Raw genomic sequence first — 18,465 nt, 5'->3', positions numbered from 1 at the left:
GGCCGAACGCCTCTCTACCAAGACGCAACGATCATCGCAAAATGTCGTTGCAGCGAAAAATGTCAGGGTCTGCGGCCGACGATCCGGCCGGTGCGCGCGTCGACATAGACGATCACCACCTGGCTGCCGTCCATGAACTTGAGGGCATAGACCATCTGGCGCGCATCGAACTGCGGGCCGCCGAGATAGGTCATATTGCTGTAGGGCGCGCGCGAACGGACATCGGCGATCAGGCGGTTGAGCGGGATTACCTGCCCCTGCGCCGCCGCTTCGCGCAAATTGTCCTGATCGCGGTCGCGATCGCCGCGCGCAGCCGCAGGACCGGCTGCAGCAAGCAGCAGTGCCGAGGCAATCGAGAAGGTCAGGGTGCGGATCATGCCGGGAGATTTAGCCCCTATGCATTGAATAGGCGATGAATGGCCCCGTCAGCCGATGTTTTACAATGCGACGGCCACCGACCGGTCAACCCGGCGATGGTGGGCGCGACAGGGATTGAACCTGTGACCCCACCCGTGTGAAGGGTGTGCTCTACCGCTGAGCTACGCGCCCGTCCCGGACCGAAGCGGCTGCGCCGCGTCCGAAAGCGGGCCGTCCATAACCGCTCGCGCCGCGATTGCAACGCCGATTTGCGACTCGGCACCCCCGAAATGCAAATCGGGCCGCAGCTTGCGCCACGGCCCGAGATGTTTCTTCGTCAAGAAGCGCCAGCGATTAGTTGACGGCGTCCTTGAGGGCCTTGCCGGCCTTGAACTTCGGCTGGTTCGACGCCGCGATGGTCATCGTTTCGCCGGTGCGCGGGTTACGGCCGGTCGACGCCTTGCGCTTGCTGACCGCGAAGGTGCCGAAGCCGACGAGACGGACTTCGCCGCCCTTCTTCAGCGCGCCGGTGATCGAATCGAACACAGCTTCGACAGCCTTGCTCGCATCGCCCTTGGTGAGGCCGCTCGAGTCAGCGACGGCGGCGATCAGGTCTTGTTTGTTCATGCCTAAGGAACCCCTGTGTGTGGTTGTTGAATGATTCTCATGGCCCGAAGCCATGGCGCGCCACTAACGATGTTTCGCCCCGCCTTGTCAAAGCAAAAAGCGGCGCGAAACCGGCCAAAATGCCGATTTTGCGATGAAAAGGCCCTTGCGGAAGCCCCGTCGGCGGTCCGGTCAGTGCCGAATCGCCGATTCGGGGTCTCCACCCGCCGAAATCGGCGGTGAAGCGGCCAATTCGTCGGCTTCGGTCCATTCGATCGGCTCGACAGGGCTGACCAGCGCCTCGGCGAGCACCTGATCGACATGACTCACCGGAATGATCTTCAGCGCCGCGGTAATGTTCGCCGGAATCTCGACCAGGTCCTTTTCATTCTCTTCGGGAATGAAAACGGTCGTGATGCCGCCCCTCAGAGCCGCAAGCAGCTTTTCCTTGAGGCCCCCGATCGCCAGCACGCGGCCACGCAGCGTAACCTCGCCGGTCATCGCAACGTCCTTGCGCACCGCGATGCCGGTCAGCGTCGACACCATCGCCGTGACCATGCCCACGCCGGCCGAGGGCCCGTCCTTGGGCACCGCGCCTTCGGGCAGGTGGATGTGGATGTCCTTGCGCGCGAACAGGCTGGGCTTGATGCCATAGGCGGGCGCCCGCGCCTTGACGAAGGACAGCGCGGCCTGCACCGACTCGGTCATCACCTCGCCCAGCTTGCCGGTGGTGCGTACTTGCCCCTTGCCCGCCGCAGTGACGGCTTCGATCGTCAACAGTTCGCCGCCGACCTCGGTCCAGGCAAGGCCGGTAACCGCGCCCACCTGATCCTCGCGGTCCGAAACGCCGTGGCGAAATTTGCGCACGCCCGCAAATTCGGAGAGGTTTTCGGGCCTCACCACGACGCTTTCCGCCTTCCCTTCGAGGATCTTGCGCAGCGCCTTGCGCGCCAGACGCGCAATCTCGCGCTCGAGCGTCCGGACGCCGGCTTCGCGGGTATAATAGCGGATCAGGTCGCGCAGACCTTCGTCGGTCAGCTCGAACTCGCCGGCCTTCAGCCCGTGCGCCTCGACCTGCTTGGCGATCAGATGGCGCTTGGCGATCTCGACCTTCTCATCCTCGGTATAGCCTTCGAGCCGGATGATCTCCATGCGATCGAGCAGCGGTTGCGGCAGGTTGAGCGAGTTGGCGGTGGTCACGAACATGATGTCCGAAAGGTCGACGTCGACCTCCAGATAATGGTCCTGGAACTTCGCATTCTGTTCGGGGTCGAGCACCTCGAGCAGCGCCGATGCCGGATCGCCGCGGAAATCCTGACCCAGCTTGTCGATCTCGTCGAGCAGGAACAGCGGGTTCATCGTGCCGGCCTTTTTGAGGTTGGTCACGATCTTGCCCGGCAGCGAGCCGATATAGGTGCGGCGGTGGCCGCGGATTTCGGCCTCGTCGCGCACGCCGCCGAGCGACTGGCGCACGAATTCGCGGCCCGTGGCCTTGGCGATGCTGCGGCCGAGCGAGGTCTTGCCGACGCCCGGAGGACCGACGAGGCACAGGATCGGCCCCTTCAGCTTGTTGGTGCGTGCCTGGACCGCCAGATATTCGACGATCCGGTCCTTGACCTTTTCGAGCGCAAAATGATCGGCGTCGAGGACGTCCTGCGCCTTCGCAATGTCCTTTTTCAGCTTCGACTTCTTGCCCCACGGCAAGCCGATCAGCGTGTCGAGATAGTTGCGCACCACCGTCGCCTCGGCCGACATCGGCGCCATCGCACGCAGCTTCTTGAGCTCGGCGTTCGCCTTGGCCTTGGCTTCCTTCGACATCTTCAGGCCGTCAATCTTGGCCTGCAGTTCAGCCAGATCGTCGCCGCCCTCGCCATTGTCGTTGCCGAGTTCGCGCTGGATCGCCTTCAATTGCTCGTTGAGATAATATTCGCGCTGGCTCTTTTCCATCTGGCGCTTCACGCGGCCGCGGATCTTCTTTTCGACCTGCAGCACGCCGAGTTCGCCTTCCATGAAGGCAAACACCATTTCGAGCCGCTTCGCGGGCGCATTCTCGACAAGCAGCGCCTGCTTGTCGGCGACCTTGATGTTGAGGTTGCCAGCAACCGAGTCGGCGAGGCGCGACGAATCGTCGATCTGCGACAACTGCACCGCGGTTTCGGCTGGCATCTTCTTGTTGAGCTTGGCATAGCTTTCGAACTGGTCGACGACCGAGCGCATCAGCGCCGCGGTATCGACACTGTCGTCGACGGCATCAGCGATCGGCTCGACCGTTGCCATCACGGCCTTGCCGTCATCGTCGAGCGACTGAAGCTTGGCGCGCTGCTTGCCTTCGACCAGCACGCGGACGGTGCCGTCGGGTAGTTTGAGCAATTGCAGAACCGTCGCGATCACGCCGGTATCGTACAGATCGTCGCGGACAGGATCGTCCTCGCCCGGATCGAGCTGGGCGACGAGGAAAATTTCCTTATCGGCTTCCATCGCCGCTTCGAGCGCGGCGACCGAGCGATCGCGGCCGACGAACAGCGGCACGATCATGTGCGGAAAAACGACAATGTCCCGCAGGGGCAGAAGGGGAAAAGACTGGTTCATCAGGGCTCCTGAGCGGGCGCAAGACCGCGCGCCGCCCTTTTAATAGGGTGGTTATCGCTAATATGGCGTAACTTGGCGCGCATTCAATGACGGTGGGCATGAACGCTCCACTTCCGTTTGTCCTGAGGAGCCATTGAGCTTGCCGAAATGGCGTCTCGAAGGATGCTGGCGCCGCACTAGTCCTTCGAGAGGAGTCTTCGACTACGCTCAGCCCCTCCTCAGGACGAACGGGACAGCGGGATCCGCATCAAAACGGCAGCTTGAACCCGGGCGGCAGCGGCAGGCCGCTGGTCATCTTGCCCATTTCCTCGTTGCTCGCCTGATCGGCCTTTTCGCGCGCGTCATTGAACGCAGCGGCAAGCAGGTCTTCGAGCATCTGCTTTTCGGCGGGAACCATCAGGCTGTCGTCGATCGCAATCGCCTTGATCCGGCCCTTGGCGGTCGCCGTAATCCTGACCAGACCGCCGCCCGAAACGCCCTCGACCTCGACATTGTCGAGCTTGGCCTGCGCCTCCTGCATCTGGGCCTGCACCGTGGCAGCCGCTTCCTGCGCCGCCTTCATCATTTCTTCGATCGATTTCATGGGGCGGACTTATGGCGATTGTCGCCATCCTCGACAAGTCTTGCGTCGGGAAATGCCGCCAAAACGGCCTTTACCACGGGCAGTTCGCGGATTCGCGCATCATTATCGGCCAGTTTCGCGGCGCGCATTTGCGCCAGGCTGGGCCGGCCTTCACCCTCGCCCGCGCGCACCGACCAGCGATTTCCCGTTGCCGCAAGCAATGCGTCGGCCATGTCGCGGGCAAAGCCTTCGCCGAGCGCCGGCACGGGCGCGAACGTCAGCGTCCCCGGTTCGAGCGCGATCAGCCGCAGATGATCGTAAAGGTCGACCGCAAGCCGGTGATTGCCGGTCGATTCGAGCAGCTGGTGAATCTGCGCGATGGTCAGCGCCGCAGGGGGCGGTGCTTCCACCGCCTCGACCGGCGGCGGCGTGTCGACCGCAACCGACGCGCCGGGCATATCGCCGCCGGGCGCAGGCTGCGGCGCTGCAAGCGGCATCGCCGGAACGCCGCCCGATTCGAGCAGCTTCGCCAGTTCGCCCGGATCGGGCAGCGACGCAGCATAGATCACGCGCAGCAACAGCATTTCCAGATGCTCGAGCGGATTGTTCGCGCGCAGCACCTCGTCATGCCCCTTGAGCAGCAATTGCCACAGCCGGTTGAGCGGCGCGAAGCCCAGCTTCTGGGCCCAATCGCCGATGCGTTCGCGGTCGGCGGCGACCAGCGCCGGATCGTCGTGGCGCGCCACCTTGGCCAGCGTCACCGCGTGCGTCAGGTCCATCAACCCGCGCACCATCGCGACCGGCTCGATCCCCAGCGCATATTGGGCGCGCGCAAGGTCGATCGCGGCGCCCGCATCGCCGCCGAGCACGGTCGCCATCAGTTGCGCGATCGCCGTGCGATCCGACAGGCCCAGCATCGTGCGGACCTGATCGGCCGAAATCCGCCCGCCGCCCGCACCATCGGCCTCCAGATCGGCGTGGGCGATCGCCTGGTCGAGGATCGAGAGCCCGTCGCGCACCGATCCTTCAGCGGCATTGGCGATCAGCCAGATGGCAGGCGCCTCGGCCTCGACCCCTTCTTTCTGCAGGATCGAACTGAAATGCGCGAACAGCATGTCGGGGGTGATGCGCCGCAGGTCGAACCGCTGACAGCGCGACAGCACCGTCACCGGCACCTTGTTCACCTCGGTCGTCGCGAACAGGAATTTGACGTGCGGCGGCGGTTCTTCCAGCGTTTTCAGCAGCGCATTGAACGCGTTACGCGACAACATATGCACTTCGTCGATGATATAGATCTTGTAGCGCGCCGACACCGCAGCATAGCGCACCGCCTCGATAATCTCGCGCACATCGTCGACGCCGGTGTTCGACGCGGCGTCCATCTCGATCACGTCGATATGGCGCCCCTCGGTTATCGCGCGGCACGGTTCGCACACGCCGCACGGATCGATCGTTGGTCCGCCCTGCCCGTCGGGTCCGATGCAGTTGAGCGCCTTGGCGATCAGCCGCGCGGTCGACGTCTTGCCGACCCCGCGCACCCCGGTCATCAGAAAGGCATGCGCCAGCCGGTCGCGCGCGATCGCATTGCCGAGCGTGCGGACCATCGCATCCTGCCCGATCAGCTCGGCAAAGGTCTGCGGCCGATATTTGCGGGCAAGGACGCGGTAAGGCCCGTTCGAGGCCGGCGCGGGCGCCGCCTCTGGCAAGTCCATGCCCAGCATCGGAGTGTCGTCGGCGGAATCGTCCATAGCCGGTCTTTAGGATGCGCCGCGCCGATTGTCGAAGGGTATGCGCGCGCCGCTACGCGTCAGGTCGCCGCGCCCAGAACCGCCTCCGCCATCAGCTTTACCGCCGCATCGGGATTCGCGCGCTGCTCGATCAGCCAGAGCATCTGCGCCGACGCGGTGATCGGATCGGCCACCGGCCCGTCGGCGCAGCCGGCAAGGTCGAAGGTCGGCGCCTTGTCGGCCGCCGGATGGACGCCGCTATTCTGGGCATAATCATAATATTCGCGCACCGGCAGGCACACGACGCGAGCGCTGTAGGGGCCGGCGGGAAAAGCGCCGCCCCGCGCCGTATGGCTTTGCGAGAAACTGTCCTGGATCAGATGCAGCAAAGCCCCGGCCGCGCGCTTGCGTGCCAGATCGGCGGCCGCGTCGCCGGTCAATTCGCTGCATTTGGTTGACGCGACGGGATTGCGGCATTCGAGCGTGAACAGCGTATGCACGCGCCACGCCTTATAGCTTTTCCCGCCTTTGGTCCGGTCGTCGCAATAGGGAAAGCCGGGCGGCGCAAATGCCTCCGCAAGCGCCGGAGATTGGCTTCGGAAATAGGCGCAATAGCCCGTCGTCGCATCGACGCCCTGCCCTGTTGCGATGGAAAAGGCGGCGCGCGTCCAGCCGAGAATCTTGGCGCGAGTTTCGGATGGCGCCTCGCCCGCGGTCGGGCGCATGGCGTGCAGGAATTGCAGCGCGCCATAATGGCTGTTGCACATCAGGCCGCCAAAGGGCTTGCCCGGCCCGACATGCTTCTTGCAGCGTTCGGCGCCCAGGTTGACCGCAATCTTGCCCAGGCCCGTCGCGCTGATCTGGCGCGTCGGATCGTCCGGCCAGCGGACGGCATCGGCATAGACCGACCCGCCAATGTCGGTCGCCGCGAACTCGGCCGCGGTGCGGGGCAGCGGGCAATGGCTGGGCAAGGCACCGGCGGCGGCAGCAAGGCACCGCTCGGCCAGCGCGGTCAGCCGTTCATGATTGGGCTGTTTCGGTTTGATCTCATACGCCGTCGAGGTCTGCACCGCCCCCATGCCAAGCATGACCGCCATGCCCAGTCCGGCCGAAACAAAATATCTCATGCCCATCCTCCCCTGCTGCGACGCGCAGGGTGTGCTGGCAATTGCGGGCGGTCAAGCCGCCGCTCGGTCGAAAATGGTGGAAATGGGTGGGAGCCGGAACGACCCGCAGCGAATTCGTTGCGGCTGCTTCCTTCCGGACCTGACCGGGTTGGCGAAGACTGCGTCCGCCCGACTCCCGGCGCGCATATGGCGGCGGCGGGCGCGAATTGCAAGCGGCGCGGCTATTCGGTGCGGTCGCCCGCCACCGCGCGCGCAACATCGGCGATGATCGCATTGGCGGCATCGCCCTTCAGCGCGGGGCGGTCGAGATAGACGGCGATCATATATTTGTCGCCGCCCGGCTCCTCGACGAACGCCACGTCATTATAGGCGGTGCCGCACGTCCCGGTCTTGTCGCCGACGTGCCAGGTTCGGGGCAGGCCGGCGCGGATGCGCGCAAGCCCGGTCTCGCTCTTGACCAGCCAGTCGCGCAGCATCGTGCGATAGGCGGGGTCGAGCTTGTCGCCGAAGATATAGGCGGCGGCGCTCTTCGCCATCGCCGCAGGGCTGGTGGTATCGCGCGGATCGCCCGGAATATTGGCGTTGAGTTCGGGCTCCACCCGGTCGAGCCGCGTCACCAGATCGCCGGTCGCCTGCACATGATCGGTGAAGGCGGTCGGCCCGCCGAAATGATCGAGCAGCAGATTGGCAGCGAGATTGTCGCTGAGCACCACGGCGTCCTCGGCGGCGAAGCCGATACGATATTCGCCCTTCCCCTCCGCATCGAGCAGGCGCTCGGCGCCCGGCGAGTACGGCAGCAGATCGGCGCGCGTGAAGGGCAGCGGCGTGCGCAGCGACACGCCATTCTTCGCCGCGGTCAGCGTTTGTGCCGCGAGCAGCAGCTTGAAGGTCGAGCACATCGCAAAACGCTCGTCGGCGCGGTGGCCGACGATCAGCTTCCCGAACTGGTCGGTAACGGCAACGCCCAGCCGACCGCCGCTTTTCTTCTCCAGTGCCGCGATCCGGTTCGCGACGCTCGCCTGCGCGCTGTCGCGGGCGCTGTTGGTCGCGGCAGGCGACGACGCGCACCCGGCCAGCGTGACGACGGCGGCGAGCGTCAGGGCAAGGCCCGCGGCGCGCCGGCGACGCATCAGCGCGGCCCCTGCATGTTGCGGCTTTCGGACGGGATATGAACGGTCAGACCGTCGAGATCCTCAGTCAGTACGATCTGGCACGACAGGCGGCTGGTCCGGCGCACCCCGGCGGCAAGATCGAGCATATCCTCCTCCATCTCGCTGGCGGGCGGCAGGCGGCCGAAATCCTCCTTCGCGACGATGACGTGGCAGGTCGAACAGGCCATCTGCCCCTCGCACGTGCCTTCCAGCGGCATCATATGCGCCTGCGCCACGTCGAGCAGGATCGAACCCGGTTCCGCGACGACTTCGGTGCGCCCCTTGCCATCGGCATGGATGAAGGTGACGCGCATCAATTCCCTCCCTGCAAGCGGACCGCATCCTTGATGGCATTCAGCCCGTCGCGCAACGCCTGTTCGGACGTATAGCGCCCCCAACCGAGACGGATGGAGGCGCGCGCGTCGGCTTCGCTCATGCCCATCGCGCGTAGCACATGGCTGACCTTGCCCGATCCGCTGCCACAGGCGCTGCCCAACGAAAAGGCGACGCCGCGCGCATCGGACATCAGCCGCAGCCCGTTGACCCCTTCGCGCCGGATATTGAGATTGCCGTGATAGCGCTGGCTTTCGGCGCCGTTGATCGTCCACTCGGGCAGCATGTCCATTGCGAGCGACCACAGGCGCTCGACATGCGCAGCGTCAACCTCCAGGCGGTCGGCCGCCAGCGCCGCCGCCGCACCGAACCCTGCACAGAGCGCGGGCGAGACGGTCCCCGATCGCAGCCCCTGTTCCTGCGCGCCGCCCAGCATCAGCGGCGGCAGATCGACGCCGTCGCGAATCCACAGCGCGCCGATCCCCTTGGGCCCGTGAATCTTGTGCGCCGATACGGCGATCAGGTCGGGCCCTTCGGGAATTGCGATGCGGCCGAACCCCTGTACCGCGTCGCACAGCAGCAGGCTGTTCTTCGCGTGCGCCGCCGCCGCGAAATCGGCGACCGGCTGGATCGTCCCGACCTCGTTGTTGACCAGGATCGCCGCGACGATGCCCCCTGCGGGAATCAGCGCCGCGTCGGGCGGCAGCGCCAGCCCCGCCGCATCGACCGGCAGGATCGCCGCGTCCAGCCGCTCGAGGCACTGGAGCGATGCGGCATGTTCGATGCTGAGCCCCGCAACCCCGCCGGGCATCGCGCGCGCACCGCAGAAGAGCGCCCAGTTCAGCGCCTCGGTCGCGCCCGACGTGAAGATGACGCGCCCTCCGCGCGGCAACAGCGCCGCCACCTGATCGCGCGCAACCTCGACCGCCGCCGCCGCCGCGCGCCCGGCCTTGTGCGTGCTCGCGGGGTTCGCAAAGCTGTCGCCGTCATCGCCAAGCCATCGCAGCATCGCCTCGCGCGCTTCGGGAGCGAGCGGGGTCGTGGCCTGATAATCGAGGTAGATCATTTGCGGCATTTGCCCGCTAATCGCGTTGGTGTCGAGCGACGCTCTCTCTTTCTCGTCGGATGACCAACGAGAGCAAGAATCGCCTTCTATTGCGAACGATTCGCAAAAGTTGCAAGTTGAGACCTATTTTCTATATAGGCGCCACCTTCGCTCCGCCACCCCGCCAACCGGCGATTCGGCCGGGAGCTCAAAAAAGATAAGAGGTGCTTCCATGCCCGACGTCATTTTCCCCGGCCCCGAGGGCCGCATCGAAGGTCGTTTCTCGCCCCCGCCGCGTCCGCGCGCACCGGTTGCGCTGATCCTCCACCCGCACCCGCAGGGTGGCGGCACGATGAACGACCGCATCACCCAGGCGATGTACAAGAGCTTTGTCGCGCGCGGCTTCGCCGTGCTGCGCTTCAACTTCCGCGGCGTCGGCCGCAGCCAGGGCACGTTCGACAATGGCATCGGCGAATTGTCCGATGCGGCCGCGGCGCTCGACTGGGTCCAGTCGATCCACCCCGAGGCGCAGACGACCTGGGTCGCCGGCTTTAGCTTCGGCGCCTGGATCGGTATGCAGCTTCTGATGCGGCGCCCTGAAATCCGCGGCTTCCTGTCGGTCGCGCCGCCGGCGAACATGTACGACTTCAGCTTCCTCGCGCCCTGCCCGTCGTCGGGTATCATCGTTGCTGGCGGCCAGGACGAAATCGTCCCGCCGGGCGCGATCCAGAAGCTCGTCGACAAGCTGCGCACCCAAAAGGGAATCACCATCCACCACGACGAGATTCCGCGCGCCAATCATTTCTTCGAACATGAACTCGATCAGCTGATGAAGTCTCTCGACAATTATCTCGACATGCGGCTTGCGCCCGATTCACCGATCCGCTGAGCTTCAAATCCTCCCTGTGGCGAAGCCATGGGGAGGTGGCAGCCTGAAGGGCTGACGGAGGGGCAAATAGCGCGACTCCGCCGCCCCTCCACCACTCGCTTCGCGAGCGGTCCCCCTCCCCATCGCTGCGCGACAGGGAGGACCGACATCATTTCACCGGAACCAGCCAGATCGCGACATTGGCGAACATGATCAGCGCCGCGACGATCATCAGCAGCGCGCGGCGGCGGTCGCCGCTGCGAAACACCATGACCGCGCCGACCAACAGCGCAATTGCACCCAGCATGACGATCGAAAGCAGCGTGTCGCCCATGCCCGGCGCTCTACGGGCGGCAGGCCGGCCGGTCAAACCCGCTTTGTGACAAAATAGCGGCGAAAAAGCCGCTGCCGCTTATGGCCAATCCGCGGCGCTTCGCCTAAAGCGCGCTCATCCGATTCCCTCAAGGCCCCAGCGGGAGACGCCCCGTGCGCATCGCCATTGCATCCGACCATGCCGCCACCGACCTGAAGGCGCTGCTTGCCGACTGGCTGCGCGGCGAAGGGCATGAGGTTGCCGACCTCGGCACCCACGGCCCCGAGAGCGTCGATTATCCCGATTATGGCTACCGCCTCGCCGATGCCGTCGCCAATGGCAGCGCCGACAAGGGCGTCGCACTGTGCGGATCGGGCATAGGCATTTCGATCTCGGTCAACCGCAACCCCGCGTGCCGCTGCGCGCTGGTGTCCGAGCCGCTTTCGGCTAAGCTCGCCCGCGAACATAATGACGCGAACGTCATCGCGATGGGCGCGCGCCTGACCGGCATCGACATGGCCAAGGCCTGCGTCACCGCCTTCCTGACCACCGACTTCGCCGGCGACCGCCACGCGCGCCGCGTCGACAAGCTTTCCCATCCGCCCGTCCTGGAGAACAGCCAATGACCACCGACACGCTCGACAAGCCCATCAAATCGGCCGGCTATTTCACCGACGGCGTCGCCGCCACCGATCCTGCGGTCGCCGCGGCGATGAAGCATGAGCTGGAACGCGAACAATATCAGATCGAACTGATCGCTTCGGAAAACATCGTCTCCAAGGCGGTGCTCGAGGCGCAGGGGTCGGTCTTCACCAACAAATATGCCGAAGGCTATCCGGGGCGTCGCTATTATCAGGGCTGCGCGCCGTCGGATGAAGTCGAACAGCTCGCGATCGATCGCGCGAAGCAGCTTTTCGACTGCAACTTCGCGAACGTCCAGCCGCACTCGGGCGCGCAGGCGAACGGAGCGGTTATGCTCGCGCTGACCAAGCCCGGCGCGACGATCCTCGGCATGAGCCTCGACGCCGGCGGTCACCTCACCCACGGTGCGGCGCCTGCCATGTCGGGCAAATGGTTCAACGCCGTCCAGTATGGCGTGCGCGCCGACGATCATCTGGTCGATTTCGACCAGGTCGAGGCACTGGCGAAGGAACATCGCCCCGCGCTCATCATCGCGGGCGGCTCGGCCTATCCGCGCACGCTCGACTTCGCGCGCTTCCGCGCTATCGCCGATGATGTCGGCGCGCTGCTGATGGTCGATATGGCGCATTTCGCGGGCCTCGTCGCCGGCGGCGCCCACCCCTCGCCGATGGAACATGCCCATGTCGTCACCACGACGACGCACAAGACGCTGCGCGGCCCGCGCGGCGGCATGATCCTGACCAATGACGAGGCGATTGCGAAGCGCATCAACTCGGCGGTGTTCCCCGGCCTGCAGGGCGGCCCGCTGATGCACGTCATCGCCGCCAAGGCGGTCGCCTTTGGCGAGGCGCTGCGCCCCGAGTTCAAGGACTATGCCAAGGCGACGATCGCCAATGCGCAGGCGCTCGCCAACCGGTTGAAGGCGCGCGGCGCCGACGTCGTCGCGGGCGGCACCGACACGCATCTGGCGCTCATTGACCTGCGCCCGCTCGGCATCACTGGCCGCGACGCTGACGAAGCGCTCGAACGCTCGGCGATCACCTGCAACAAGAATGGCGTGCCCTTCGATCCGCTGCCGCCGGTCAAGACCAGCGGCATCCGCGTCGGATCGCCCGCGGGCACGACGCGCGGCTTCGGGATCGCCGAGTTCGAGGAAATCGGCGACATGGTCGCCGACGTGCTCGAAGCACTGCGCGACAAGGGCGAGCATGGCGACGCCGATGTTGAAGCGAATGTCCGCGGACGCGTCCGTGCGCTGTGCGAACGCTTCCCCATCTATCAGGGATAAGGGCGATGGCGCGGCAGCACCCCGAAGAACCGACGCTGGTCGAACTGACGATCGAAGAGGTCAAGGCGATGGGCAAGCAGGGGATCGACCATCCCTCGACGCGGCCGGTCATCACGGGCGGCGTCGTCGGCGCGATCGCGGGTGCGGTGCTGCCCGTCGTGACGTGGCCGGTCGGCCTGTTCGCGGGCGCTGCGATCGCGCTCTATAGCCGGGTGAAACGCTAACCCATGCGCTGCCCCTATTGCGGACATGAAGACAGCCAGGTGAAGGATAGCCGCCCGACCGAGGACGGCGCCGCCATCCGTCGCCGCCGTCAGTGCGAAGATTGCGGGGCGCGCTTCACCACCTTCGAGCGGATTCAGTTGCGCGAAGTTGCCGTCCTCAAGGCCGACGGCCGCCGCGAACCCTTCGACCGCGAAAAGCTGATGCGCAGCGTCCAGATCGCGTGCCGCAAACGCCCGATCGATGGCGCGCGGATCGAACGGCTGGTGTCGGGCATCCAGCGCCAGCTCGAAACCTCGGGCGATAACGAGGTTCAGGCGACGCAGATCGGCGCGATGGTGATGGAGGCGCTCAAGGGCTTCGACAATGTCGCCTATATCCGCTTCGCCAGCGTCTATCGCGACTTCACCGAAGCCCGGGATTTCGAGGAATTCGCCTCATCGATCACCGAGGCGGCGAAGAAGGGCTGACCGTGACGGATCTGGCCCCTCCCCCCGTCATTGTCCTCGTGCGCCCCCAACTTGGCGAGAATATCGGCAAGGCAGCGCGCGCGATGCTCAATTTCGGGTTGACCGAACTGCGCCTCGTCGCGCCGCGCGATGGCTGGCCGAACCCCGATGCGGGGCCCGCCGCATCGGGGGCCGACGTGGTGCTGGCCGAGGCGCAGGTATTCAATACGCTGGCCGATGCGGTCGCCGATTGCCAGACCATCTATGCGACCACCGTGCGCAAGCGCGGGGTTTCCAAGCCCGTGTTCACGCCCGAAGAGGCGGCAAGTCAGGTTCATGCCAGCGCCGGACGGTCGGCCTATATCTTCGGGCCCGAGCGCTCGGGACTGGAAACCGACGACGTCGCGTTGGCCCACAGCATCGTCACGGTGCCGATCAACCCCCAGTTCGGATCGCTCAATCTGGCGCAGGCGGTGATCCTGCTCGCCTATGAATGGTCGAAGCATGTCCCGAGCGGGGGCAAGGGAGGCATCGCGCTCGCCAGCCCGCCGGACGTCCCGCTCGATCCCCCCGCCCCGCACGGCGAGCTAGAGGAGTTGATCCAGCATTTCGTCCGCGACCTCGACAAGGCCGGCTATTTCTTTCCCGAGGAACGGACCGAGGCAACGCTGCGGACGCTGCGCACCGCGCTGACGAAGACCGGCTGGTCGCACAACGACATCCGGATGATGCACGGGATCGTGACCATATTGGGCCGCACGCCCCGCGCGCGGTAAGTCGTCCGCCGCAACGGAATTGACAATTTCTTCGCATCGTGCTGCGGTGCAGCATCGTTGGCCCGCCGCCGCAGAATTGCGACGCGGCTCTCCCCGGGAGTAGACTGAAGATGATGAGCCTGATGCTTTCGCTCGCCCTTGCAGCGGCGGGAGCCGAAGCCCCTCCGCCGGCAAAGTCGGCCAAGCCGAAGAAGATTTGCGAAAAGGTCGAAAGCACCGGCAGCGCGGTGCCGAAGCGCATCTGCCGCACCGTCGTCGAATCGGCACCGCCAAAGGACGATGCCCACGCCGATGGCGACAAGCCCGGTACCGCCGCCACCAATTGAGCGACGGTCAGTCGGCGCGCAGGCGGTCCCAGCGGACGGCCTCATAGGCGATCGACTGTTCGACCAGTTCGTTCCACACCGCGCGGATACGCTGCGGGTCGAGGCCCGCGCTTTCGGCCTCGCGCGCAACATTGTCGAGCACCTGCGCCTTGCGCGGCTCGTCGCGAACGGCGCTGCGCTCGGTCTTGATCCGCGCCGCTGCGTCCATATAGCCGAACCGGCGCACCAGCAGCGCGACGAGCTCGCGGTCGACCTGATCAACGCCGGCGCGCACGTCGGCCATGGTTTCGCATTGGTCGGGAAGTTTGGCAGAGGTCATGCGCGCTGCCTTTAGCGCCTTTTTGCGCGCCGTCCAGCGTCCGGCACGACTTGACTCGGCCGCGCCTACCGTCTAACCGCGCGCCTTCGCAAATTGACCCCGCACCCCGGTGAAGCGGCGGTCGCACAGGACATCGTTCCTGTGGTGCGATCCGGGACCCGCCGAAATCCTTCGGCACACAGCAAATTGGAGACGCAAATGTCGAAGCGCCAGAGCGCCAAGTATAAACTCGACCGCCGGATGGGCGAAAACATCTGGGGTCGCCCGAAGAGCCCGGTCAACCGCCGCGAATATGGCCCCGGCCAGCACGGTCAGCGCCGCAAGGGCAAGATGTCGGACTTCGGCATCCAGCTCCGCGCCAAGCAGAAGCTCAAGGGCTATTACGGCGACATCACCGAAAAGCAGTTCAAGAAGAACTATATCGAAGCCGCGCGTATGAAGGGCGACACCGGCCAGAATCTGATCGGCCTGCTTGAACGCCGCCTCGACGCGCTCGTCTATCGCGCCAAGCTCGCGCCGACGATCTTCTCGGCGCGCCAGCTCGTCAGCCACGGTCACGTCTATGTGAACGGCGTGAAGTGCAACATCGCGAGCCGCCTCGTGAAGCCGGGCGACGAAGTCACCCTCGGCAAGAAGGCGCAGGAAATGGCGCTGGTCGCCGAAGCGCAGAGCTTGCCCGAGCGCGACCTGCCCGAATATCTGGCGCTCGACGGCACCAAGGCGACCTTCGTCCGCGTGCCGACGCTCGACGAAGTGCCCTATCCGGTGAAGATGGAACCCAATCTGGTCGTCGAATTCTATTCGCGCTGATCCGGTTTCCACCGAAGCGACATCAAGGGGGCGGTCCGAAAGGGCCGCCCTTCTTGCATCGGGGCGGCCCGGCTGGCAAAAGCCCCCTCGTCGAACACGAAAATCCAAGGAAATTCCATGCTTCGCTTCCCCCGAACCACCGCAGCTCTTGCGGTTCTGCTCGGCGTCGCCGGGTGCAACGCCGATGCGCCGACGACCGGCGCCACGGCGGCCGACGCGGTTGCCGTCTTGCCCGATGTCCAGTTCCCCGACTTGTCGCTCCAGACTTTGCAGGATGTGGCCAAGGAATTGTCGTCGGATGCCTATGAAGGCCGCGCGCCCGGAACGAAGGGCGAGGAAAAAACGATCGCCTATCTGACGAGCCAGTTCGCGGCGGCGGGGCTGAAGCCCGGCAACAACGGCCAGTGGACGCAGGAAGTCCCGCTGGTCGAGATCACCGCAAAGAATGCGACGCCGCTGCGCTTCACCGGCGGCAAGGCGCCGGTCACGCTGCAATATGCGAAGGATTATGTCGCGTTCAGCTATCGTGTGCAGCCGAAAACCGAAATCAAGGACAGCGACGTCGTCTTCGTCGGCTATGGCATCAACGCGCCTGAAAAGGGCTGGAACGATTATGCCGGGCTCGATGTGAAGGGCAAGACGGTGGTCATCCTCGTCAACGACCCCGACTGGCAAACCCCGGAAGCCAAAGGCGAATTCAACGGCCGCGCGATGACCTATTACGGCCGCTGGAGCTACAAATATGAAGAAGCGGCGCGTCAGGGCGCCGCCGCCGCGCTGATCGTCCACGACACCGAACCCGCCGCTTATGGCTGGAACGTCGTGGAAAGCAGCAACACCGGCACCCAATATCTCGCCGAAAAGAAGGATGGCGGCGCCGATCAGACTGCCGCCAACGGCTGGATCCAGCTCGACAAGGCGAAGGAATTGTTCGCGAGCGCCGGGCAGGACTTCGACGCGCTGCGCGAAGCGGCGGGCAAGAAGGGTTTCAAGGCCGTTCCGCTCACCGGCGTCAAGGCGTCGCTCAGCTTCGACAATCAGATTTCCAAGAAGCTGTCGCATAACATCATCGGCATTCTGCCCGGCAAGAAGCGGCCCGACGAATATGTGCTCTACACCGCGCATTGGGACCATCTTGGCCGCTGCACCCCGGTGAACGGCGACGATATCTGCAACGGCGCCGTCGATAATGCGACCGGCACCGCCGCGCTGGTGACGCTGGCGCAGGCCTATCAGAAGGCGGGCGCGCCCGATCGCAGCATCGTTTTCCTGGCAGTGACGGCGGAGGAATCGGGTCTGCTCGGATCGGAATATTATGCCGCGAACCCGGTGTTCCCGCTCGCGCAGACGGTGGGCGGCGTGAATATGGACGCGCTCAACCCCAATGGGCCCGCGAAGGACATCGTCGTCGTCGGCCGCGGCAAGTCGCAGCTCGACGCCTATCTGGAAAAGATCGCCAAGGCGGCGAAGGTGACGATTGTCGATGAACCGACCCCCGAAAAGGGCTTCTACTATCGCTCGGATCACTTCAGCTTCGCCAAGCGCGGCGTGCCCTTCTTCAACTTCGGCGCCGGCGAAGATCTGGTCGCGGGCGGCAAGGACGCCGGCAAGAAGGCCGCCGAGGATTATGAGAAGAACCGCTACCACGCGCCCGGCGACGAATATGCGGCGATAAAGAATTGGGACGGCATGCTCGCCGATCTCCGCCTCTATTATGCCGCGGGCCGGATGCTCGCATCGACCGATAGCTGGCCCAACTGGAACGAAGGCGACGAGTTCCGCGCCGCGCGCGACAAATCGCGCGAAGGCAAATAAGCGAGGCGGCGCCCATGACGCTCCATATGCCCGCCGAATGGGCGCCGCACGCCGCAGTGTGGATCGGCTTTCCGCACCTCGATGACGAGTGGGCGGGGCAAATCGATGCGGCGCGTGCCGATGTCGCTGCTTTTGCCAACGTTGTCCACGACGGCGGCCGCGGCGAGGAGGTGCGGCTGGTCGTCAATGACGAGCGACAGGCGCAGATTGCGGCGGCTCTCGTCGATCCCGGGGTGCGCATCCTGGTGCAGCCGCTCGGCGACATCTGGCTGCGCGACACGGGGCCGATCATTGTGGGAACGGGCCTGAAAAGGCGCGCGCGCAACTTTCGTTTCAACTGGTGGGGCGAGAAATTCGTCATGCCGGGCGATCAGGAAGTCGGCGCGGCGCTGGCGGCGGAAAGCGGCCTGCCCGTCGATGAGCAGGATTGGGTGCTCGAAGGCGGCGGGATCGACGTCGACGGCACCGGACTTTGCGTCACGACCGAGGAATGCCTGCTCAACATCAATCGCAACCCGTCTCTGACGCGCGCGGACATTGCCGTAAGGCTGCACCAGTCGCTCGGCATCGACCGCCTGCTGTGGCTCGGCAAGGGGCTGGTCGGCGACCATACCGACGGCCATGTCGACAATCTCGCCCGCTTCGTGGGCGAAGGGCGGCTGGCCTTGCCCGTGGTGGCGGCGGGCAGTGACGATCCCAACACCGATATTTACGAGGATGCGCGCGCGCGCGCCGCGGCGTTCGGCGGCATCGAGATCGTCGACCTCCCCTCGCCCGGCCGGGTCGAGATGGACGGCGAGATCGTCGCGGCGAGCTATATGAACTTCTACATCGGCAACACGGTTGTTGTCGTCCCGACCTATGGCGTCGCCAACGATGCTGCGGCGGTCGAGGCGCTCGCGGCGCTGTTCCCCGATCGCCGCGCCGTCGGCGTTCCAGCGCGCGGAATCATCGCCGGCGGCGGCAGCTTCCATTGCTCGAGCCAGCAGGTGCCGGCCTGAGGCGACGCGTAGGCACAGATGGTGGTGCAAGCGTCGGTTTTGGGGTGGTTAGCGGACATTGTCCGTCAGCCGTGGGATCTTAGTTAAATCGGCGAGCAAGAAGCGCTGCGGTGAGAACCGTAGCCGGAAGGCTCAGTAG

General features: G+C 65.3%; 21 protein-coding genes, 1 tRNA gene and 1 other RNA gene. 10 read left to right on the top strand and 13 right to left on the bottom strand.

Annotated features, from left to right (window positions below):
* Positions 1-62: 62 nt before the first annotated feature.
* The 11 genes from ATE59_RS04285 to ATE59_RS04240 all read right to left on the bottom strand — a co-directional run bounded on the left by ATE59_RS04285 (position 63) and on the right by ATE59_RS04240 (position 9,518).
* Entirely contained in the window at positions 63-377 is a 315-nt protein-coding gene (locus ATE59_RS04285) for a PepSY domain-containing protein (RefSeq protein ID WP_003044443.1), read from the bottom strand.
* 97 nt (positions 378-474) lie between these two features.
* Positions 475-549, bottom strand: a tRNA-Val gene (locus tag ATE59_RS04280).
* A gap of 162 nt (positions 550-711) precedes the next feature.
* Positions 712-984 carry an HU family DNA-binding protein gene (locus ATE59_RS04275; RefSeq protein ID WP_003044445.1) on the bottom strand — a complete coding sequence of 91 codons (273 nt, stop codon included), beginning with the start codon at positions 982-984 and terminating at the stop codon, positions 712-714.
* Between the two features lie 171 nt (positions 985-1,155).
* Positions 1,156-3,552 (bottom strand): endopeptidase La, encoded by a 2,397-nt coding sequence (gene lon / locus ATE59_RS04270; RefSeq protein WP_058811323.1) that lies wholly within the window; start codon positions 3,550-3,552, stop codon positions 1,156-1,158.
* 247 nt (positions 3,553-3,799) lie between these two features.
* Positions 3,800-4,135, bottom strand: a complete 336-nt coding sequence (locus ATE59_RS04265; protein ID WP_003044450.1) for a YbaB/EbfC family nucleoid-associated protein — start codon at positions 4,133-4,135, stop codon at positions 3,800-3,802.
* Positions 4,132-5,862 carry a DNA polymerase III subunit gamma/tau gene (locus ATE59_RS04260; protein ID WP_443029274.1) on the bottom strand — a complete coding sequence of 577 codons (1,731 nt, stop codon included), beginning with the start codon at positions 5,860-5,862 and terminating at the stop codon, positions 4,132-4,134. The genes ATE59_RS04265 and ATE59_RS04260 overlap by 4 nt, the downstream gene beginning before the upstream one ends.
* A gap of 59 nt (positions 5,863-5,921) precedes the next feature.
* Positions 5,922-6,968 (bottom strand): hypothetical protein, encoded by a 1,047-nt coding sequence (locus tag ATE59_RS04255; RefSeq protein WP_156416707.1) that lies wholly within the window; start codon positions 6,966-6,968, stop codon positions 5,922-5,924.
* Between the two features lie 82 nt (positions 6,969-7,050).
* Positions 7,051-7,148: signal recognition particle sRNA small type (gene ffs, locus ATE59_RS17470), an RNA gene on the bottom strand.
* Between the two features lie 41 nt (positions 7,149-7,189).
* Positions 7,190-8,098 (bottom strand): class A beta-lactamase, encoded by a 909-nt coding sequence (bla, locus tag ATE59_RS04250; RefSeq protein ID WP_058811321.1) that lies wholly within the window; start codon positions 8,096-8,098, stop codon positions 7,190-7,192.
* A complete protein-coding gene (locus ATE59_RS04245; RefSeq protein ID WP_120694163.1) occupies positions 8,098-8,436 on the bottom strand; it encodes a 2Fe-2S iron-sulfur cluster-binding protein in 339 nt (112 codons plus the stop codon). Before ATE59_RS04245 ends, bla begins: the two co-directional genes overlap by 1 nt.
* Positions 8,433-9,518 carry a cysteine desulfurase family protein gene (locus ATE59_RS04240; protein WP_058811828.1) on the bottom strand — a complete coding sequence of 362 codons (1,086 nt, stop codon included), beginning with the start codon at positions 9,516-9,518 and terminating at the stop codon, positions 8,433-8,435. Before ATE59_RS04240 ends, ATE59_RS04245 begins: the two co-directional genes overlap by 4 nt.
* A 211-nt stretch (positions 9,519-9,729) precedes the next feature.
* Here ATE59_RS04240 and ATE59_RS04235 point away from each other — a divergent pair, with 211 nt between their 5' ends.
* The gene (locus ATE59_RS04235; protein WP_003044467.1) at positions 9,730-10,386 is read left to right on the top strand and encodes an alpha/beta hydrolase; all 657 of its coding nucleotides are present in this window, start codon (positions 9,730-9,732) and stop codon (positions 10,384-10,386) included.
* A gap of 148 nt (positions 10,387-10,534) precedes the next feature.
* Here the strand turns inward: ATE59_RS04235 and ATE59_RS17970 are convergent, their stop codons facing one another.
* Positions 10,535-10,699 (bottom strand): hypothetical protein, encoded by a 165-nt coding sequence (locus ATE59_RS17970; RefSeq protein ID WP_003044469.1) that lies wholly within the window; start codon positions 10,697-10,699, stop codon positions 10,535-10,537.
* A gap of 152 nt (positions 10,700-10,851) precedes the next feature.
* Here ATE59_RS17970 and rpiB point away from each other — a divergent pair, with 152 nt between their 5' ends.
* The 6 genes from rpiB (at position 10,852) to ATE59_RS04205 (ending at position 14,381) form a co-directional block, all read left to right on the top strand.
* Complete coding sequence (rpiB, locus tag ATE59_RS04230) at positions 10,852-11,304, top strand: ribose 5-phosphate isomerase B (protein WP_003044473.1); 453 nt, start codon at positions 10,852-10,854, stop codon at positions 11,302-11,304.
* Positions 11,301-12,608, top strand: a complete 1,308-nt coding sequence (gene glyA / locus ATE59_RS04225; RefSeq protein ID WP_003044476.1) for a serine hydroxymethyltransferase — start codon at positions 11,301-11,303, stop codon at positions 12,606-12,608. Before rpiB ends, glyA begins: the two co-directional genes overlap by 4 nt.
* Before the next feature lie 5 nt (positions 12,609-12,613).
* Positions 12,614-12,832, top strand: a complete 219-nt coding sequence (locus ATE59_RS04220) for a hypothetical protein (protein WP_058811319.1) — start codon at positions 12,614-12,616, stop codon at positions 12,830-12,832.
* Between the two features lie 3 nt (positions 12,833-12,835).
* A complete protein-coding gene (gene nrdR / locus ATE59_RS04215; protein ID WP_003044482.1) occupies positions 12,836-13,300 on the top strand; it encodes a transcriptional regulator NrdR in 465 nt (154 codons plus the stop codon).
* A 2-nt stretch (positions 13,301-13,302) separates the two neighbouring features.
* Positions 13,303-14,055 carry an RNA methyltransferase gene (locus ATE59_RS04210; protein ID WP_062902256.1) on the top strand — a complete coding sequence of 251 codons (753 nt, stop codon included), beginning with the start codon at positions 13,303-13,305 and terminating at the stop codon, positions 14,053-14,055.
* 110 nt (positions 14,056-14,165) lie between these two features.
* Complete coding sequence (locus ATE59_RS04205) at positions 14,166-14,381, top strand: hypothetical protein (RefSeq protein WP_058811317.1); 216 nt, start codon at positions 14,166-14,168, stop codon at positions 14,379-14,381.
* A 7-nt stretch (positions 14,382-14,388) separates the two neighbouring features.
* On the opposite strand, the gene ATE59_RS04200 is transcribed toward ATE59_RS04205, so the two are convergent.
* Positions 14,389-14,700, bottom strand: coding sequence for a chorismate mutase (locus ATE59_RS04200; protein ID WP_058811316.1), 312 nt, complete (start codon positions 14,698-14,700; stop codon positions 14,389-14,391).
* Positions 14,701-14,898: 198 nt separating this feature from the next.
* Between ATE59_RS04200 and rpsD the strand changes: the two genes are divergently transcribed.
* The 3 genes from rpsD (at position 14,899) to ATE59_RS04185 (ending at position 18,326) form a co-directional block, all read left to right on the top strand.
* Positions 14,899-15,510 carry a 30S ribosomal protein S4 gene (gene rpsD, locus ATE59_RS04195; RefSeq protein ID WP_058811315.1) on the top strand — a complete coding sequence of 204 codons (612 nt, stop codon included), beginning with the start codon at positions 14,899-14,901 and terminating at the stop codon, positions 15,508-15,510.
* 117 nt (positions 15,511-15,627) lie between these two features.
* Positions 15,628-17,325: a M28 family metallopeptidase gene (locus ATE59_RS04190; RefSeq protein WP_058811314.1), complete on the top strand. Its 1,698-nt coding sequence runs from the start codon at positions 15,628-15,630 to the stop codon at positions 17,323-17,325.
* Between the two features lie 14 nt (positions 17,326-17,339).
* Positions 17,340-18,326 (top strand): agmatine deiminase family protein, encoded by a 987-nt coding sequence (locus ATE59_RS04185; RefSeq protein WP_058811313.1) that lies wholly within the window; start codon positions 17,340-17,342, stop codon positions 18,324-18,326.
* Positions 18,327-18,465: the final 139 nt, after the last annotated feature.

Origin of the sequence: Sphingopyxis sp. A083 (assembly GCF_001468495.1) — a bacterium.
Taxonomy (GTDB): Bacteria; Pseudomonadota; Alphaproteobacteria; order Sphingomonadales; family Sphingomonadaceae; genus Sphingopyxis; species Sphingopyxis terrae.
Note: the sequence above shows the minus strand (reverse complement) of the source record. Positions and strands in the feature narration are given on the sequence as shown.

What these genes read in the sequence shown, in the direction of transcription:
- ATE59_RS17970 (WP_003044469.1), bottom strand. Translation starts at nt 10,699, where the DNA reads ATGGGCGACACGCTGCTTTCGATCGTCATGCTGGGTGCAATTGCGCTG.
- ATE59_RS04185 (WP_058811313.1), top strand. Translation starts at nt 17,340, where the DNA reads ATGACGCTCCATATGCCCGCCGAATGGGCGCCGCACGCCGCAGTGTGG.
- bla (WP_058811321.1), bottom strand. Translation starts at nt 8,098, where the DNA reads ATGCGTCGCCGGCGCGCCGCGGGCCTTGCCCTGACGCTCGCCGCCGTC.
- glyA (WP_003044476.1), top strand. Translation starts at nt 11,301, where the DNA reads ATGACCACCGACACGCTCGACAAGCCCATCAAATCGGCCGGCTATTTC.
- ATE59_RS04275 (WP_003044445.1), bottom strand. Translation starts at nt 984, where the DNA reads ATGAACAAACAAGACCTGATCGCCGCCGTCGCTGACTCGAGCGGCCTC.
- ATE59_RS04255 (WP_156416707.1), bottom strand. Translation starts at nt 6,968, where the DNA reads ATGAGATATTTTGTTTCGGCCGGACTGGGCATGGCGGTCATGCTTGGC.
- ATE59_RS04285 (WP_003044443.1), bottom strand. Translation starts at nt 377, where the DNA reads ATGATCCGCACCCTGACCTTCTCGATTGCCTCGGCACTGCTGCTTGCT.
- rpsD (WP_058811315.1), top strand. Translation starts at nt 14,899, where the DNA reads ATGTCGAAGCGCCAGAGCGCCAAGTATAAACTCGACCGCCGGATGGGC.
- ATE59_RS04265 (WP_003044450.1), bottom strand. Translation starts at nt 4,135, where the DNA reads ATGAAATCGATCGAAGAAATGATGAAGGCGGCGCAGGAAGCGGCTGCC.
- ATE59_RS04220 (WP_058811319.1), top strand. Translation starts at nt 12,614, where the DNA reads ATGGCGCGGCAGCACCCCGAAGAACCGACGCTGGTCGAACTGACGATC.
- nrdR (WP_003044482.1), top strand. Translation starts at nt 12,836, where the DNA reads ATGCGCTGCCCCTATTGCGGACATGAAGACAGCCAGGTGAAGGATAGC.
- ATE59_RS04260 (WP_443029274.1), bottom strand. Translation starts at nt 5,862, where the DNA reads ATGGACGATTCCGCCGACGACACTCCGATGCTGGGCATGGACTTGCCA.
- ATE59_RS04190 (WP_058811314.1), top strand. Translation starts at nt 15,628, where the DNA reads ATGCTTCGCTTCCCCCGAACCACCGCAGCTCTTGCGGTTCTGCTCGGC.
- ATE59_RS04240 (WP_058811828.1), bottom strand. Translation starts at nt 9,518, where the DNA reads ATGATCTACCTCGATTATCAGGCCACGACCCCGCTCGCTCCCGAAGCG.
- ATE59_RS04205 (WP_058811317.1), top strand. Translation starts at nt 14,166, where the DNA reads ATGATGAGCCTGATGCTTTCGCTCGCCCTTGCAGCGGCGGGAGCCGAA.
- ATE59_RS04235 (WP_003044467.1), top strand. Translation starts at nt 9,730, where the DNA reads ATGCCCGACGTCATTTTCCCCGGCCCCGAGGGCCGCATCGAAGGTCGT.
- lon (WP_058811323.1), bottom strand. Translation starts at nt 3,552, where the DNA reads ATGAACCAGTCTTTTCCCCTTCTGCCCCTGCGGGACATTGTCGTTTTT.
- ATE59_RS04200 (WP_058811316.1), bottom strand. Translation starts at nt 14,700, where the DNA reads ATGACCTCTGCCAAACTTCCCGACCAATGCGAAACCATGGCCGACGTG.